Source organism: Hymenobacter koreensis, assembly GCF_039541855.1.
Lineage (GTDB): Bacteria > Bacteroidota > Bacteroidia > Cytophagales > Hymenobacteraceae > Solirubrum > Solirubrum koreensis.
In genome coordinates, this window is sequence record NZ_BAABHA010000003.1 from 103,207 (window position 1) to 118,783 (window position 15,577).

A 15,577-nucleotide genomic window follows, 5' to 3' on the forward strand; every position below is an offset into this window, starting at 1 on the left:
GTTTGACTCCCGCCGGGCCCCGACTCAGTTGCGGGTAACCTCCATGCGGGTGCCGGTGGGTTCGGAAGCCGAGGCCGTCACCGTTGCGTTCAACTGCCTGGCGAGCCGGCGCACGAGCTGCAGCCCGAGCGAGCGGGAAGCGGCCTCCCCTCCCCCCTCGGCCGGCAAGCCGACGCCGTTGTCGATGACGCGCAGCTCAAAACCGGTGGGACTTGAGGAAAGGGGAACGTGCAAACGGCCCGGCCCGGGCCCCCGAAAAGCGTGCTTGTACGCATTGCTGACCAATTCGTTTACCATCAGCCCGAAAGAAGTGGCCTCCCGGGCCCCCAGTACCAGGGGCTGCAGGTTGGTGCTGAGCTGCACGGGGAACTCGGGTGAATTGAGGGAAGTATGCAGCGACTCAAGCAGCTGCGCGAGGTAGTCATCCATGCGCACCTGGGCCAGGTTGTCGGCCCGGTACAGGAATTCATGGACCAGGGCCATGCTCTGAATGCGCGCCTGACTGCCGGCCAGCGCCGCCGTCAACGCCGGGTCGGGCAGCACGCTGCTTTGCCAGGCCAGAAGGCTGCTGACCAGCTGCAGGTTGTTTTTCACCCGGTGGTGAATCTCCTGCAGGAGCACCTCCTTCTCGGCCGCCGATTGGCGGTTGGCCTCGTTAGCTACGGCCAGCAGCGCTTTCTGCCGCCGCAGCCGCCAGTGAAGCCAGCTGCCCACGCCCAGCGTGGCCGTGAGCCCACCCAGCAGCAAGAGCAGGGACTGCAGCCGGGCACGCTGGGTGCGCTGCTCGGATTCGGCGGCCCGGGTCTGCTGCTGCAACAGCTTCACATCCTGCTCAACCTGCAATGCGGCCAGGGCCTGCGCCTTGTCCTTGCTGAAGACCGAGTCGCGCAGGTTCATGGCTTGGTTATCCAGCTCGATGGAGCGCCTCACGTCGCCCAGGTCGGCCTGCGCCCAGGCCAGGCTTGCCAGCGCGTCGGCCTCGTACTCGGCCGTGCCGATTTGCCGCGCCAAACCCAGGGCCAGCTCCGCTGCCTGCTGGGAGGCTTCGGGTCGGCCCTGCCGCCGGTAGGTGCGGGCCAGGGCCAGGGCGGAGGCCGCCGCCTGGGGCTTGAAGTCGTGGCGCTGCATGATCTGCAGGGCCCGGCGCATGTTCACGGCCGCCGAGTCCAGCCGGGCCGGCGTCTGCGGCTCTAGCAGGGCGTACACTTCGCCTTTGAACTGGTAGGCGTAGCCCTGGCCGCGGGCGTCGCCGGCCCGCTGCATGTAGGTCAGCGCCCGGGCCGCGTAGTGCAGCACGGAGTCGTACTGCTGCAGGACCAGCAGCGTATTGGCCAGGTTGAGCAGCAGGCCGCCCCGCTCCTTGGGCCCAACCGTAGGAATGGCATCCTGCTGGCGCAAGGCCAGCCGCAGGTACTTGAGTCCGCCGGCCACGTCCTTGGTGTCGACTGCCACCAAACCCTGGCACTGGGTGAAGCGCCACCGATCGGGCAGCTGGTGCGCCCGGGCCAACTCCGCGCCCTGCTGGCTGTACTTGGTGGCCCCCACGTAGTCGCTGCCCCGCTCGCAGGAGACGACCAGCTGGTACAGCGCATCGGCCGCACCCGGCCAGTCGCGCCGGCGGATGGCCAGCGCAACGGCTTGCTCGCCTACCCGGCGGGCATCCGGGGCGCCCTGGGCAAACAACGCGTCCCGCAGCGCCCCTAAGTGGTGAAATCGGGTCGAGTCCGCAAGGCCCGGCTGCCGGAGCAGGCCCCGCAAGGAATCAAGGGTCACCTGGCTGCGGGCCTGCGGGTCTGGGGAGGGCAGCGTTTCCGCCTGGGTCACGGTGTTATAGCACACCAGTGTCAGGCCGGCCAGCAGCTTACGGCCATCAAGAACACGAACGGGAAACATATTGGGTAGCGATAAAGCCCCTCCCCTACCCTGCCGGTAAACCAGGATGCCGGGAATGGAAAGGCCTTAATAAGCAAGGCCCGCGCCGGGGCAGCGGGCCTTGCAATAAAATCAGGTAGCGGCAGGTTTACTTTTTGGGCGTCATCAGCTGGCGCAGCTGCTTTTTCATCGCCTTCTGAATCTGGGCCTCGTGGTCGGCCCGGAAGCGGGTCAGGATGTTGTGGATGATGTCCGGGGCGGAAGCGCCGTTGCCGAGCAGAAAGCCCATGTTGGTGAAGAACTGCTGGTGGTCGGCCGTGATGCGCAGCGTGGTGCCCTTCTTTTCACTGGATGGCACAAACAGCCGGGCCAGGTCCAGCTCGCCGGGTTCGGTAGATGTTGCGGCCTCCACTTCGGGAGCATCCTGCTCCGGGTCCTCATCGGCCTCCGGCTCGGTATCTCCCTGTGCCGGGGCGGATACTGCCTTAAGGGAAGCAACGGGCTCCTCTCCTACCCTCTTCGCCGGCGCCGTGGTTGACGCGGCTTTATCCTGGGCAGGAGTTTCCACTGCCGGCGGAGCCGCTGCTTTCTTTCCCGCTGGTTGCAGTGCCGGTTCCGGCGCCGGCGTAGCCGCCGGGGCTGGGGCCGCTGGTGCGGCCGGGGCTTCCACCGGCGCTGGGGCTGGCGGCCCTCCCATGAGGCTGAACGCCGCGACGCCCGAAGTAAGGGCTGCTAGTTCGCGCTGGCGCCGGGCAGCGGCTTCTTCTTTCGATTCTGGTGTTTTCTTGGCCATGATGGAAGGAGGTTATTTGGCGTTGCCGTCGAGGGTGGTGGCGGGCGTGGGCTGCTCGAATTCTATTGGGGCGAATTCCAGGCGCTTGCCCGAGGGCGTCACCGTGCCCTGGCCGACCACCAGCGTCAGAATCTCGGTAATTAGGTTGCCCAGCCCCAGCTTGCTCAGCTCCTTTTCGGGCATGGGGAACATCGTGGAGCGTTTGTCCTTGATGCTGACCAGGGACTCCACCCGGCTGTTGAGCAGCGGGTAGCCTTTCTCGCGGAACAGCTCCGCGGTCTTGGTGTAGACCGTGCGCTTCTCGGCCTTGAGAAACTTGTTCCAGAAGGCATAAAAGCCCACCAGGTTGGATTCGGGCCGCTGCGCCTGGGTGAAGTTGCCCAGGATATGCATGTAGGACATCGTGGATGCAATGGTGCCCATGTCCGGCTCCATGGGCAGGAAAATGTAGTCCACCCGCTCCAGCAGCTCGCTCAGGCCCGAGACGTTTACCGTACCGGGTGTGTCCACCAGGATGAAGTCGTACTCTTTCTCAGCTAGCGTGTCAATGGCCTCCACGGCCTTTTCCATGCTGGAAATGGCGATGGGATACGGGGTGACGCCCTGCTTGATGAGCCGCTCCTGAAAGGCCACGTCTGACTGCAGCAGCTGCTGCTCGTGGTTGCGGTAGGCATGCAGGGTATTCTGCGGGTAGTCGCAGTCGAGCATGGCCACCTTATAGCCGTAGAGGTAGCAAAGCGCCGAGGCGACATGCGTCCCAATGGTCGACTTGCCCGCCCCTCCTTTCTGAGTCGCGAAGGCAATTACACGGGGTTTATTCATAAAGAGAAGAGCGGTTGAAGACGTTAGGTTTCTGAGAGAATGTGCATCGCTGCTTCAATGCTTCAACGAAGCACCGATGCAATGCTTCGTTGCATCATCATTTGCCTGACGTGGCGAAGCAAAGAAGCAACGCTTCAAAAGTACACCGAAGCAATGAAACTACGAAGCAATGAAGCAAGAAGAACTAGAAGCGCTGAAGTACCGCTTCAATGAAGCATTGAGCAATGATGCGTAGAAGCCTTATGCAGCCAGTTAATTGTACATACATCAAGAAGCTTTGAAGCAGAGAAGCTTTGAAGCAATGAAGCGTAGTTGGGTGGGTCTGACAAACGTATTTCTTCTTGCTTTGTATGAAGCAGTGAAGCAATGAAGCGCCGATGTATTGAAGCAGGAATGAAGGGTGCCCAACGACGTTTTCAATCGCGCTGCTCACCATTGCTATTTCCTGATAATATCTGCCATGCTTGTGCTTCAATGAAGCAATGAAGTTTTGAAGCAGTGAAGCAATAGATTGCCTAGCCTTAGCTTCGTTCAACGACTGTTCAACGGTCTCGTTCTGATGCCTCGTTCAACGACCAGCAAGCCATGTCATTGTGTACACGAACTGCGTTTGCGTCCGCCAATAACACCGCCCGATTCGCAGGCTCACCGGGCTTGGCTTGCTAAAGCAGACGACTGGAAATACCCTTCATTTGAATTTAGACGTAGGTTAGCCCAGAAATCAACCAGAGGGAATATGACCGACGAAGTAAAGCCAGAAGCGGCCGAGCCGAACCGCGACCAGCAGATTCATTTTCGCGTGACTGCCGACGAGAAAACAGCCATTGAGGCCAGAGCTAAGGCAGCAGGATTTAGGAAGGTGTCCGATTATTTGCGGGTGCTTGGAATGGGTGCCGAAGTCAAGGAAGTACTGCCGGCAGAACTGCGGCGGCAACTGGTGGGAATTGGCACCAACTTAAATCAGATTGCTCGCCTGGCACAAGCTGGTAAGACTTTCCCCAACCACGAGGCGCAACTTGTGCAAGCTCTTTCCATCATTCGGGGCTACCTGGTATGATAGCGAAAACCACCACGGGCAGCGACTTCGAGGGTGCCCTGACGTACGGGGCGGGGCAGCGGCGGGGCAAAGGAAAGGAACCCGGGGAGGCTCCGCTGTTGGTCGTGTCCAACGTCATACCTGGCAGCCCTGCCGAGATGGCTCAGGAGATGAAATACATCGCCAACCGGAGCCGGAAAGTGCAGAAGCCGGTATGGCATACGGTGCTCTCCTGGAAGGAAGGGGAGGAGGTGAGTCAGCAGCAAAAGGTCGCGGCGGCCCAGCGCTACTGTGAGCTGATAGGGGCGCCGATTGCCCGCCACCAGGTAGTCGTATATGAGCACCGCGACAAAAAGCACGCCCACGTGCACATCTACATCAACCGGGTGCCGATTCACGGCGGCCCAGCCCTGCGGACGGACAATAATTTCTACCGACAGCCGGCTATCACCAAGCAGATAAGCCAAGAGCTGGGGATGCAGCCCATTCCGGAGCGGCGCCGCAGCATTAAAGATTTGGATCCCCGAAAGGAAGCCGTCCGGGAGCGGGTAAGCCAAGCGGTGAAGCAGATTTTAAGCCAAGCCGATAGGGGAGGGGAGGAGTGGCTGGCCGCGCAGTTGCACAAACAGCGGATAAGTGTGCGTTACACCCACGACAAGGGTGGCACCCTGCGCGGGGTCAGCTTTGAACTAGATGGGGTAGGAGTAAAGGGTCAGGAAGTTGGGTTCAAGGCTGCCCAATTACGTGACACGTTGACCAGGCAAGCAATAAACGCTTTGTTGACAGAAGATGCCGCACAGCATAAACTTGCTGATACTTTAGACAAGAAACTAATAAGACGAAAGCTGAAATAACGACCGTTTTCCTGAACGCCTCCTAATGCATGGGTAGGCTGTTTCGTAGCTTGCTCCCAAAAGGGCGGTATCTCCCGTTCTGGCTACCCCTACTTATTTTGTAAGGATGGAAACACTGACGTGGTTGCAAACCTGGTACCTGGCCCGGTGCGACGGGGAATGGGAGTTCCGGGAAGGCATCAAATTGCTCTCCGTCAGCAACCCGGGCTGGAGCGTGGAAATTAGCGTGTCGGACACCCCGTTGGAAGAGGTCCAGATTCCCTTCACCAAGTTCTACCGATCCGAAAACGATTGGTACGGGTATCTCTTGGAAGATGGTTTGTTTGTGGGTTCTGGCGACCCAACCAAGTTGGAACACATTTTACGCGTGTTTCGAAACCTGATCGAAAACGGCGTTCCTTCCGCCTCTCAAGGTTAAGGCTCCTCTCGCTTATCGGACCCTTCTGCTGAACACAACCGCATGCCAACGAGCCACTGGCCGCCCACCGGGTGGATGCCTAACTAGACGTTCTAGGCGCTGCTGCGTAGGTAGAGGGCTGTGCCGGCCTTCCCGTCGGTCGCGTCCTGTTTAACCCGGGTGCCGGCGCTGGTCTGGCCTCCCATCACCCCTCTCATGGCAGTATCTGATATCGTCCGCCCGCTGGTGCGTCCGTTCACCGAGTTTTTTCGGCGCGAGGCCGCCAGCGGCATCGTGCTGATGGGCAGTGCCGTACTCGCGCTGGTCTTGGCCAATGTGGACTGGGGCGTGGCGCGCTATTTTCCCGCCGTGTGGGACACCCACCTGCGCGTGGCCGTGGGCGGGCTCGTGCTTGACCACAGCCTGCTGCACTGGATCAACGACGGGCTGATGGCCGTGTTCTTCCTCATCGTGGGCCTGGAAATCAAGCGCGAGGTTATGGAAGGCGAGCTGTCCTCTTGGCGTCAGGCAGCCCTGCCCATCGCGGGGGCACTCGGCGGCATGCTGGTGCCGGCGCTGCTCTTCGCGCTTTTCAACCGGGGCACGCCCACGGCCGGCGGTTGGGGCATTCCCATGGCCACCGACATTGCCTTTGCCCTGGCCGTGTTGCAGCTGCTGGGGCCCCGGGTGCCGCTGGCGTTGAAAGTATTTCTCACGGCCCTGGCCATCGTAGACGATTTGGGCGCGGTGTTCGTCATCGCCGGCTTCTACACCACCGAGCTGCATCTGCATGCCTTGTACGGGGCCCTGGGTACTTGGGGCGTATTGCTGGCCTTCAATAAGCTGGGCGTGCGCAGCCTCTGGGCCTATCTGCCCTTGGGGGCGGTGCTCTGGTACTTCATGCTCGAATCGGGCATTCACGCTACGCTGGCGGGCGTCATGCTGGCGGTCGCCATTCCCTTCCGCATCCCGTACTCCCGCCCGGAGCTGCTGCACCGCGTCGACGAGCGGCTGGCCCTGCTGCGCCACGAGCTGCATGCCGTCGACGCCGACCCGCGCACCATCAGCGAGGAGCTGGAATACCTGTATTTGAGCAGCAGCTCCCCGGCCCAGCGGCTGGAGCAGCAGCTGCACACGCTGGTGGCCTTCGGCATCATTCCCCTCTTTGCCTTTGCCAACACGAGCCTGGTGATTGCGCCGGCGGCGGTGCGGGGCTTGCTCTCGCCCTTGGGCCTAGGCATCCTGGCCGGGCTGGTGGTGGGCAAGCCCCTGGGCATCGCGGGCCTGTCGTGGCTGAGCGTGCGCCTGGGCTGGGCCACGCTGCCACCCGGGGTGCGCTGGCGGCACGTGTGGGGCGCGGGCCTGCTGGGGGGCATCGGCTTTACGATGTCCATCTTCATCACCCTGCTCGCACTAGGCGAGGCCTCGGGTGGGGCCGACGTGGCCAAGCTGGCTATTCTGGTCGCCTCCCTTAGTGCGGGCCTGCTGGGCTATGCGTTGCTGCGCATGGCTCCTGATACGAATCAGGAAGCCATTGAAGGAAAAGAGCAGGTAGGCACCCGGATTTAAATTGGTTTAATGCTCCTTTGCGTGAACGAAGAAACGAGGCGCCCGCTAACACAGGCGAAGCCCGACAGTGATTAAAAACCGGGCTACTCGAGTTTACGAAACCCGTTCACCTTTCAAAGTTCACGAAACGCTACTTTGGGACGAGTTCCCTAAACTCCCAAAGTATGAAGATTGGCTACGCCCGGGTCTCGACCCGCGACCAGAACCTCGAACTGCAACTCGACGCCTTGACGCAGGCCGGGTGCACGCTCATTTACCAAGAGAAAGCCTCCGGGGCGTTGGCCGCCCGGGTCGAACTCGACAAGCTGCTGGCCCAGTTGCGCCCGGGCGACACGGTCTACATCTACAAGCTCGACCGGCTGGGCCGCTCGCTCAAGCACCTGCTGGACCTGGTGGCCGACCTGCAGCGCCGCGAGGTAGGCCTGGTCTCCTTGACGGATGCGATTAACACCCACTCGGCCCAAGGGCGTTTGGTGTTGAACCTGTTCGCCTCGCTGGCCGAATTCGAGCGCGAGCTCATCCGCGAACGCACCTGCGCCGGGCTGGCGGCAGCCCGCGCCCGGGGCCGCGTGGGCGGGCGCAAGCCCGGGTTGTCGGAGCAAGCTCAGCGCACGGCCGTGGCCGCCGAAACGCTCTACCGGGCCCAGCAGCTGAGCGTCGACGACATGGCCCGCAGCCTGCGTATCTCCAAGGCCACCTTTTACAAGTACCTGCGCCACCGCGGCGTGCCCGTCTATCCCCACCGCAAGGCCCTGAAACCGGTGGCAGACGTTTCCATTTAGCGAAAGGAGCGGAATAGTGAACAACGTGGTGTCTGTTTTGCCGGCATGGTTACCTTTACTACTCGGCGTTCTTGCGAAATCGAGTGTGGCCACTAGCCCGGCGCAAACGCATTTGCCCTCATTGCTAAGCTAGATGCGTTACCTTAACGTTTGGGCCATTATGTTCTTTATCGGCCTGTACTTCGTGGGCCTGATGCTCTATACCGCACCCAAAATGTACCGGAAGCACGAGGTGGCACGGCAGGGTGAACTGGTTGGGGTGCAGGTGACGCGTTTGGCGCAGACGCACCTAGGCAAGACCCTTTACTACCTGGATTTTCGCTACCAAGAACGGGCGTATTCGATTCGGGTGGCGCGCAAAGATTTAGAAGCGGCCGTTGTCGGGCAGACCGTTCTCTTGCGCCACTGGGGCCGATACCCCGACATCTTTTTGCCGGAGGGCGAAACCATGCGTGGCGAACTGATTTCCCGTTTTTTACTACTCTTGATGGCGAGTTATGGGGCGGTGTACAGCCTTAAATTGTGGCGAACAGGGGGTGAATTGATTCGCCCGGGCAAACGTCCGAATAGGCTGAGGAAAGTTTAGGAAAACGGTGATTCGGACAAACTATCACCCGCTTGGCTTCTTGGAAGCGAAACCTATCGCGTTTTCGCTTCCAAGAAACAGCGGCTAGACTCCCGTAAATTTCACCGTTACCAGTGGTTGGGTCTGGTCACAGCAAATGAGGAAGGGTTGCGTGGCCAGCAACGCTGTCGCGTCCTTGTAGGCAAAGTCGAACTCCTGCAGGATGCTGCTCTCAAAGTCGCCTTGCCGATTCAGCAACTCCGGGAAGCGCTGGCGGTAGGCATCCTTCTCGGCTCTTTTGAGCGAGTGCCAGTGCTTGAGCGTATCGGTGCGGCTCAAGACCCGGCCGGCCCCGTGGGAGCAGCTCCAGAGCGCGTGCTCCAGCGAGGGGTCCCAGCGGTTGGGCTTGACGATGAGCGAACCCCGGCTCATGGAGAGCGGAATCACCACTTCGCGCTCCGCTGCCAACTGCGTGCTGCCCTTGCGGTGGATCACCTGGTGCGGATGAAATTCCAGCAGGTTGTGGCAGCTGTCCGCATACACCGGGGTGCCGGCGGCCACGTACTGATTGCGCAGCAGGAAGTCGTAGGTTTTAGACACGAACGCCTGCCGGCGGCTCGCCGCGTAGGCCAGCACCCGCTCGTATTCGTTTACATAGGCCGGCGTGGCCAGCTCCCGGGGCAGCCAGTCCTGACCGGGGTTGTGCTGTTGCAACAGGGCGCGGTTCTGCTGGTACATGTAAATGCCCAGGTTGCGGCTGCCCGTGTGCACGAGCACATAGAGATACTCCTCGGAGGCTTCCAGCGAGAGGAAGTGGTTGCCCCCGCCCAGGCCTTCGTCGGTCATGGCGTGGACTTCGCGTTCCAGGGCCCGGTAGTGTTTGCCTTTCTCGAAGGGGCGCAACACGTCCCGCCGGGGGATGCGCAGGTAGGCCACCCCGCAGCCCATGTCCTTGCCCGTCACCAGGGGATAAAACACATCGGTGGTGGCAAACGCCACCCCCACGGGGATGGAGCGTTCGGAGCAGTAGTGGATATCGGGAAAAACGGCCATCCGGCCGATGGTTTCTTGTTGCTCGAAGGCGAGCAGGGACTGTAGCGCGTGCTGCTCCACGCCGCTACGATCCGTAAAATAACTAGTTTTCACGGGGGTCTGGGTTACCAGTAAATGACAGGGACGCGCGCCGGGGAGCAGCCGCAAGAAGGGCGCGCGAGAAGGGGCCTTAGCATAGGCCACCACAAAGGTAGTAGATTATAATAGTTTGTATAAAGGGTGAATGAGGCAAAACCAGTAGGCAGGGGCTGCATCAGCGGCCTGCCGTTGTCATGGTCAAGACCGTTACCGGGTAAAGGACAAGCGCCGCACGCTGTACGGTGCCCCGGGCACGCGTTCCTGGGCCACGCGCAACGTCAGGTGCTGGTCCGTCAAGCGGTGAATGAACACGGGCCCGGCTTCTATCCCGGGAAAGGGCACCACCCAGAGGATGGTGTCCTGGCGGGTATACGAACGGGTCACGGTGTAGGTGCTGTCGCCGGGAAAAGACCGGTCTCCGAGCACGTGGTGGTAGACCATTTCGCGGGCCGTGATGTCCAGGGCGCGGTACTGGGCCTGCGGCGGTCGGTGCGTGCTGGCCTCCAACACGGTGCCGTCGGGTCGGTAGTGCACCTGATCTTGTTGTTGAAACCGCCAATGCCCCAGCAACGGAGGCCGTGGCGGGGCCGGTCGACAACTCGCAAAAGACCACAGCAGCCACAGCCACGCAAACCGGTACCTCATGGCCCTAAAGTAGGGATCGGGTGTTGAATGCTTTCGCCCAGTCTACTACGCCCCTTGCATATAACGCATGATGTTCAGCCAAACGGTCCGACTCGCGAAACGAGCGTTAACCTATGATGTCGCCCAGTGGGGCGTACTCAGCTACTATGCGGCGGTAATCCGGAAAATTCGGGTCCAGAATCAGGCAGGCCATGTGGTCGTACGAGCTGACAATCTCTTTGCCGGCTGCGACAATGTAGAAGTGCACGAACTTGCCGTACACCTCGTCTTCCAGGGCCTGGGCCACCAAGAAATTGCGGTTTTGCGGGGTAAGCGCCACTACCCACTCCTCGCTGTTGCCTGCCACGACTGTGGTCAGCCGTTCCCCAAAGAGGGCCGGCAAGCCGTCCCAGGAATCCGGTGTGATGACCAAATCAGCCCCTGACGGGGCAGAGCGAATCAAGTCGATGAACAAGGCTTGCTCCATCTGTGCGTATTCGCGTCCCTCAAGGGGTGTATCCATTGCGTTCGGGTCGTTCGGCTTTTCTAAAAGGAATTACTGCTTGTGCTTACTAGAAGGGGTCCCAAAGTACACCCCCGCAGGCGAAGGCAGCCGGGCGAAAGCAGGTCTTGCCTTGTACCCGATTTACCCCCGCAGCCGGCGCGAGGCACGTACCTTTGCCCGCACACGTAAGCCCGGTATGCGCGCCTTCTTGGTCGTCTTGCTTTTGTTGCCCCTCGCGCTGCCGAATTGCCGCGGCCCCGAAGCCCCGAGCGTGGAGCCCCTCCGGCGCTTCTACGGCGCTGGGTCGGCCACGGTGGCCGAGGGCGTGGCCCAGCCCGCCCCCGGCCGGCCCCACGGCCGGTACTTCGGCATCACGTTGGCCGGCGGGATGGCGGAGCGGATGGAGCAGTCCTTCCAGACGCTGCACCTGCCCGCCTCGAATTGCGCGTACCTGTTCTACCGGCAGCTCTCGCCCCGCCACCGGGCAACCCATGCCTTTGTCCGCATCACCCTCAAGGGAAAGACGACCAGCAGCCAGTTCGAGTTTCCCCTGGCCCACTTGGCCCGCGTGGAGCGGAGCGAGGCCTTGCTGAAACGCGCCCTGCCGCTCCTGCAAGCGGGCGACTACGACGCGTTGCTCGCGAAGGGCAACCCCTGGGGGGGCAGCGTTGCCGCGTGGCAACGGGCCAAGCCCCGCTTTCGGCAACTCGACAGCGACTACGGCCGGGTCTGCTCCTTCAGCCTGCAAGGCTTTGCCTACTTGACCCCAACCCTGGGAGGGCGCACGCGGCCGTTGATTCGGTTGGCGGGGGTGTTGGTGCGCGCGAAGCGGAACCACCAATTTGCCTGGGTGGTGGACCCGAATGCCGCGCCCCAAAGTCCTTACTTGTACGGCTTCAATTTTCGGATGGAGCCGGATCTGCGGTGAAGAAGCGGCTGGCCTCGTAGACCGGGGTGCCCAGCAACCCCAAAGCCGTGTTTCCAAAGCCCTACCGGTTCAACGAAAGGGTAATTCTAGCAAAACGAGCGGTATCGTTGCCCGCCTATCGTTTGGTCAACGCCAGTTTAAGGCCCATGGCGAGAAAGGCAACCCCGGATAACCGGTTCAACCACCGGCTCGCGTGGGGGCTGTTCACGACCCGAGCCGAGAAATACGAGGCAAACAGCGTCAGGATGGAAAACCAACCGAGCCCAACGGCCGCATACAGCCCGCCGAGCTGCAGAAAAGGCCAGGGACTTGTCAATGCTTGGGGCTGGATGAACTGCGGAAAGAAGGCTAGGAAAAAGAGCGCCACCTTGGGGTTCAGCACATTGGTGACGACGCCGGAGAAGAAATCCTGTGCGCCGCTGCGTGGCACCTGGCCGGGGTCAGCTGCCTCCAGCAAAGGCTGCGGGCGGAGGAGCTTGGCAACCCCCAGGTACACCAGGTACGCGGCGCCGGCGTACTTCACCACCGAAAAGGCCACGGCCGATTGAGCAACGAGCACGGATAAACCCAACGCCGCAAACAGCGTGTGGACCAACACGCCCGTGTTGATGCCAAGGGTCGCGTAGAACCCCGCTTGCTTGCCCTGGGACAGGGACTTATTGAGGATAAAAATGGTGTCCAAGCCCGGGGTCATGGTAAAGAGCAAGGCCGCTACCAGGAAGGTCCAAAGGTTATCAATGCCCATGGGGAATAAGTGAATCAGGAAAGTTTACCATACATCGCTACAGGGTAGCTAAGTTCAGTCGGTTCAGCGAAACGGTGGTCAGAGTAAAGCATCCCTAACACTATTCCTGTCTTTCTCCTAAATTCAAGGAGCATAAACGGGTTGAGGCGAGTCGTGCGTGCCGTTGCTGCGCTGCTTTTTTGCCTCCGCGTCGATCACACACCGGCTTGCCCGGGGCCTTGAAAAGGCCCCGGGCAAGCCCTGCACCGCCCCAACGAAGAAATGAGGAGGACTACTGCTTTCTGGGTTTGCTTGGCTCTGCTGGAGGGGTGGGCGCTGTTGTTCAACGGGCAAGTGGCAGGCCAACGCCTGCCCGCTAACGATTCGGCGTATTACGCCACCAGAAACGCCAGGCTGTTGCTAAAGCTGTTTTTAACCGATGACCATTGGATGGAGAGCTCAACCGCCCAAGGGGAAACGCATTTCACGTCGAAGGGCGAGGCGCGAAAAACAGCCGGTGTCATACCCATCCCCACCGTCAGCATCAATCGCGACCTGCTGGCCACCGCACCTCCGCAACCGGGGTTAAGCGGGGCGTACGAGAGGGTTAACAATAACTTGGTCGGGTTTTTAACCAAGAACGGCGCCATCGTCTCGCTCGTGAAGTTGAACCGAACGTCACGGGACAACTCGCGCAAGAACGACATCTTTTTGGTGGATCAGGCAGACGCCTACTTGGTTGCAACTTACGCCCAGCAGAAGGACTTCCTGTATTTCGACGACGGCATGTCCAAGTTTGTGCTCCTCGCCGGCGGCGGGGTTTGGGCGGTGGACCTCGCCGCGCGCCGGTTGATGAACCGGGATGAAATCCTCCACTACCTGGGCCTGGGAAAAGCGACCAGGTAAAACCCCGCCGGGGCCCGAACACGGAGTTGAACCCGGGACACAGGCCATTGGCTGACAGGTGCCACGCCATGCGCCTGCATAAGCAGCCGTGAAAGTCCCGGGTTAAGCGAAGTTCAGGAAAAGGGTGGTGCCCTAAACGGTATTATCCAAGGCCTTCACGGTCTAACTTGGGGGAAATACTAGCGGCAGCCTCTTGTCCAGCCAGATGTATTGTGTACTGAAACCGGAGGACGCGCCAGTGCCACAGCGTTAGGGTTTGTTCAGCCATGAGGTGTCCTTCGTGGTAGCGGACGTCTAACTGGTCACGAAAGGAGCGTACGTATTGAGACCACAGCTTTCCGTTGGCGTCTTTAAGCAAGAAATAGAACCCAGGGGCACCAAATTTCTTTCCCGAAGAAGCCAGGCGAAGCCCGCCCTCGGGCCCTACGCTCGGCGACAATATCACCGTTGCGTTTCCGTTCGGCAGCGGAAACACCGCTTTCACGCATACCTCGCCGGATGGCAGCGTACAGGTCGAATACACGCCGGAATACAGCACCTGTCCGGTTGATTTAAAGGTCCGGTACCAGACGGTGTATTTCACCTTCCCGGTTCCCGGGTCTGTAAGCGTGATGATTTCACTGGTGATCTGCTCCGAACTTTCCGCCCGATTCGACGGAATGTTTAATTGACCGATTCGGTGGCTGAACAAGTAATTGACCAGTTTCCCAAAAACCTTAAACAAGGGGTTCCACTGGACACGAAATGCCAAGCGGTAAAGGCTGGTTTTTTCGTAAAAATCGACGATTGCTGGCGAAAGACGAGCGAATTCTGCCCCCGGCAGCTGCAGCTCCTTCATGGAGGGAATAAGACCCTGGCCCGTCGCGTTTCTTTCGACAACCAACCCTTCTTGTTCCGCAACCTTCTCAACAAAATGATCGGCGATTACCCCGAGGCTTCCCAAAGGCCCCACCAACCACGGCACGGCCCGGGGGTCGATTCGTGTACCCCAGAAAATGGCCCACTGCTGCGTAAACCAATCTTGGAATTTCTGCTTGGGATACGCGAAGCCCATTTATTTGCCTTGTGTCAAGCCCGGAATAATGTTGGTTCGGCCTTCCCACGACCCGTGTTCCGCAATTGGTTTGAAGCGCAAGGTGGTAAACTGAAAGTGAAAATCTTTTCTTTCCCGTTCTTGCATCGCATGGGCATGGCGCTTGGGCTGAGGGACTGCGCTACGGCCGTACACCATGGCCACCATTTCCTTTTGCGACTTCCACACCGAGAACGTGGACACGGTCCGGGGAAGCCGGATGGCGGCCAAGGCAAAAGACGCCCCCGGATGGTCGCGGACTAACTTTTCAACGGGTCTTCCCCAACGAATAAACCGGGGAACTTGAAAAAGCCTCATCCTGGCAACCGTGACGGCCACCACCGGCGCTTCCGGGTCGTCCACCTCGTGGCTGTGTGTGGGCACGACAAACCCCTCAATGGCTCCCCACTGTCGCAAGTACACCAATCGGGTATGCCATCCAGTGGCCAGCGTTTTACCAAAATCATCCTGTTGCAAAAACCGGTCAACCGCTGCTTCGTCCACCCATTGCGCAAACACCGCCATGTGCCGAATTAACATCCGGGAGGGCGAGAAAATGGCCGAGCCCAGCGTCATCGACGTCATGCATTCGGCATGGATCAGCCCCGGAACATTGGCAGGCGCAGGAGGACTCCATAACGCTTTGATGGAAGTCTTAACGGTAAGTTTTGCAAGATGAAAGGTAAACACGGTCATCGTTCATCGGGTAATCCCGCGGGTATACTGCACGTCAGAGGGTTTTTATGTACACCCGTGGCCTGGGTTAACAATGTGGTCCCACGATAAACCGACTATCGGGCCGGTCAATATCCATATAGAATTCGGATACCGCCATCCCGACTGCTTTTCTGCGTACGAGTTCAGCGGTAATTAAGCTCGTTGGTTTAATTTGAGGACGAGTAAAGGACTTTTTGGGTCGTTTAGCCAAACGGTGAATGAGGCAAAACCAGTAGGCAGGGGCTGCATCAGCGGCCTGCCGTTGTCATGGTCAAGACCG

The 15,577-nt window shown here is 60.1% G+C and carries 17 protein-coding genes; 8 read left to right on the forward strand and 9 right to left on the reverse strand.

Annotated features, from left to right (window positions below; all coding sequences use genetic code 11):
* Positions 1–24 precede the first annotated feature (24 nt).
* The 3 genes from ABD903_RS08790 to ABD903_RS08800 form a co-directional block, all read right to left on the reverse strand.
* Positions 25–1,893: a sensor histidine kinase gene (locus tag ABD903_RS08790; RefSeq protein ID WP_345223344.1), complete on the reverse strand. Its 1,869-nt coding sequence runs from the start codon at positions 1,891–1,893 to the stop codon at positions 25–27.
* A 127-nt stretch (positions 1,894–2,020) separates the two neighbouring features.
* Positions 2,021–2,665, reverse strand: a complete 645-nt coding sequence (locus tag ABD903_RS08795) for a hypothetical protein (RefSeq protein ID WP_345223346.1) — start codon at positions 2,663–2,665, stop codon at positions 2,021–2,023.
* 12 nt (positions 2,666–2,677) lie between these two features.
* Complete coding sequence (locus tag ABD903_RS08800; RefSeq protein ID WP_345223347.1) at positions 2,678–3,487, reverse strand: ParA family protein; 810 nt, start codon at positions 3,485–3,487, stop codon at positions 2,678–2,680.
* Positions 3,488–4,223: 736 nt separating this feature from the next.
* On the opposite strand from ABD903_RS08800, the gene ABD903_RS08805 reads away from it, so the two are divergent.
* The 6 genes from ABD903_RS08805 (at position 4,224) to ABD903_RS08830 (ending at position 8,711) form a co-directional block, all read left to right on the forward strand.
* The gene (locus ABD903_RS08805) at positions 4,224–4,544 is read left to right on the forward strand and encodes a plasmid mobilization protein (protein ID WP_345223349.1); all 321 of its coding nucleotides are present in this window, start codon (positions 4,224–4,226) and stop codon (positions 4,542–4,544) included.
* Positions 4,541–5,377, forward strand: a complete 837-nt coding sequence (locus tag ABD903_RS08810; protein WP_345223351.1) for a relaxase/mobilization nuclease domain-containing protein — start codon at positions 4,541–4,543, stop codon at positions 5,375–5,377. Before ABD903_RS08805 ends, ABD903_RS08810 begins: the two co-directional genes overlap by 4 nt.
* A 106-nt stretch (positions 5,378–5,483) precedes the next feature.
* On the forward strand, positions 5,484–5,795 hold the full coding sequence (locus ABD903_RS08815) for an immunity 53 family protein (RefSeq protein WP_345223353.1): 312 nt from the start codon (positions 5,484–5,486) through the stop codon (positions 5,793–5,795).
* Positions 5,796–5,990: 195 nt separating this feature from the next.
* On the forward strand, positions 5,991–7,343 hold the full coding sequence (gene nhaA / locus ABD903_RS08820) for a Na+/H+ antiporter NhaA (RefSeq protein WP_345223355.1): 1,353 nt from the start codon (positions 5,991–5,993) through the stop codon (positions 7,341–7,343).
* A 164-nt stretch (positions 7,344–7,507) separates the two neighbouring features.
* The gene (locus ABD903_RS08825; RefSeq protein ID WP_425555442.1) at positions 7,508–8,125 is read left to right on the forward strand and encodes a recombinase family protein; all 618 of its coding nucleotides are present in this window, start codon (positions 7,508–7,510) and stop codon (positions 8,123–8,125) included.
* A 133-nt stretch (positions 8,126–8,258) separates the two neighbouring features.
* The gene (locus ABD903_RS08830) at positions 8,259–8,711 is read left to right on the forward strand and encodes a hypothetical protein (RefSeq protein WP_345223356.1); all 453 of its coding nucleotides are present in this window, start codon (positions 8,259–8,261) and stop codon (positions 8,709–8,711) included.
* A gap of 84 nt (positions 8,712–8,795) precedes the next feature.
* Here the strand turns inward: ABD903_RS08830 and ABD903_RS08835 are convergent, their stop codons facing one another.
* The 3 genes from ABD903_RS08835 to ABD903_RS08845 all read right to left on the reverse strand — a co-directional run bounded on the left by ABD903_RS08835 (position 8,796) and on the right by ABD903_RS08845 (position 10,968).
* Positions 8,796–9,836, reverse strand: coding sequence for an RtcB family protein (locus tag ABD903_RS08835; protein ID WP_345223358.1), 1,041 nt, complete (start codon positions 9,834–9,836; stop codon positions 8,796–8,798).
* A gap of 192 nt (positions 9,837–10,028) precedes the next feature.
* Positions 10,029–10,355, reverse strand: coding sequence for a hypothetical protein (locus tag ABD903_RS08840; RefSeq protein ID WP_345223360.1), 327 nt, complete (start codon positions 10,353–10,355; stop codon positions 10,029–10,031).
* A 217-nt stretch (positions 10,356–10,572) separates the two neighbouring features.
* Positions 10,573–10,968, reverse strand: coding sequence for a hypothetical protein (locus ABD903_RS08845; RefSeq protein ID WP_345223362.1), 396 nt, complete (start codon positions 10,966–10,968; stop codon positions 10,573–10,575).
* Between the two features lie 178 nt (positions 10,969–11,146).
* Between ABD903_RS08845 and ABD903_RS08850 the strand changes: the two genes are divergently transcribed.
* On the forward strand, positions 11,147–11,878 hold the full coding sequence (locus ABD903_RS08850; protein ID WP_345223364.1) for a hypothetical protein: 732 nt from the start codon (positions 11,147–11,149) through the stop codon (positions 11,876–11,878).
* A 115-nt stretch (positions 11,879–11,993) separates the two neighbouring features.
* Here ABD903_RS08850 and ABD903_RS08855 read toward each other — a convergent pair whose 3' ends face one another.
* The gene (locus tag ABD903_RS08855) at positions 11,994–12,623 is read right to left on the reverse strand and encodes a LysE family translocator (RefSeq protein WP_345223365.1); all 630 of its coding nucleotides are present in this window, start codon (positions 12,621–12,623) and stop codon (positions 11,994–11,996) included.
* A gap of 291 nt (positions 12,624–12,914) precedes the next feature.
* On the opposite strand from ABD903_RS08855, the gene ABD903_RS08860 reads away from it, so the two are divergent.
* Positions 12,915–13,508 (forward strand): hypothetical protein, encoded by a 594-nt coding sequence (locus ABD903_RS08860; protein ID WP_345223367.1) that lies wholly within the window; start codon positions 12,915–12,917, stop codon positions 13,506–13,508.
* Positions 13,509–13,650: 142 nt separating this feature from the next.
* Here ABD903_RS08860 and ABD903_RS08865 read toward each other — a convergent pair whose 3' ends face one another.
* A complete protein-coding gene (locus tag ABD903_RS08865; protein WP_345223369.1) occupies positions 13,651–14,562 on the reverse strand; it encodes a hypothetical protein in 912 nt (303 codons plus the stop codon).
* Entirely contained in the window at positions 14,563–15,276 is a 714-nt protein-coding gene (locus ABD903_RS08870; RefSeq protein WP_345223371.1) for a hypothetical protein, read from the reverse strand. It abuts the gene before it with no gap.
* Positions 15,277–15,577 lie beyond the last annotated feature (301 nt).

Excerpts from the sequence above, each read along its gene's own strand:
- ABD903_RS08825 (WP_425555442.1), top strand. The coding sequence starts at position 7,508 with ATGAAGATTGGCTACGCCCGGGTCTCGACCCGCGACCAGAACCTCGAA.
- ABD903_RS08805 (WP_345223349.1), top strand. The coding sequence starts at position 4,224 with ATGACCGACGAAGTAAAGCCAGAAGCGGCCGAGCCGAACCGCGACCAG.
- ABD903_RS08845 (WP_345223362.1), bottom strand. The coding sequence starts at position 10,968 with ATGGATACACCCCTTGAGGGACGCGAATACGCACAGATGGAGCAAGCC.
- ABD903_RS08790 (WP_345223344.1), bottom strand. The coding sequence starts at position 1,893 with ATGTTTCCCGTTCGTGTTCTTGATGGCCGTAAGCTGCTGGCCGGCCTG.
- ABD903_RS08865 (WP_345223369.1), bottom strand. The coding sequence starts at position 14,562 with ATGGGCTTCGCGTATCCCAAGCAGAAATTCCAAGATTGGTTTACGCAG.
- ABD903_RS08850 (WP_345223364.1), top strand. The coding sequence starts at position 11,147 with ATGCGCGCCTTCTTGGTCGTCTTGCTTTTGTTGCCCCTCGCGCTGCCG.
- ABD903_RS08800 (WP_345223347.1), bottom strand. The coding sequence starts at position 3,487 with ATGAATAAACCCCGTGTAATTGCCTTCGCGACTCAGAAAGGAGGGGCG.
- ABD903_RS08795 (WP_345223346.1), bottom strand. The coding sequence starts at position 2,665 with ATGGCCAAGAAAACACCAGAATCGAAAGAAGAAGCCGCTGCCCGGCGC.
- ABD903_RS08855 (WP_345223365.1), bottom strand. The coding sequence starts at position 12,623 with ATGGGCATTGATAACCTTTGGACCTTCCTGGTAGCGGCCTTGCTCTTT.
- ABD903_RS08815 (WP_345223353.1), top strand. The coding sequence starts at position 5,484 with ATGGAAACACTGACGTGGTTGCAAACCTGGTACCTGGCCCGGTGCGAC.
- nhaA (WP_345223355.1), top strand. The coding sequence starts at position 5,991 with ATGGCAGTATCTGATATCGTCCGCCCGCTGGTGCGTCCGTTCACCGAG.
- ABD903_RS08810 (WP_345223351.1), top strand. The coding sequence starts at position 4,541 with ATGATAGCGAAAACCACCACGGGCAGCGACTTCGAGGGTGCCCTGACG.
- ABD903_RS08870 (WP_345223371.1), bottom strand. The coding sequence starts at position 15,276 with ATGACCGTGTTTACCTTTCATCTTGCAAAACTTACCGTTAAGACTTCC.
- ABD903_RS08830 (WP_345223356.1), top strand. The coding sequence starts at position 8,259 with ATGCGTTACCTTAACGTTTGGGCCATTATGTTCTTTATCGGCCTGTAC.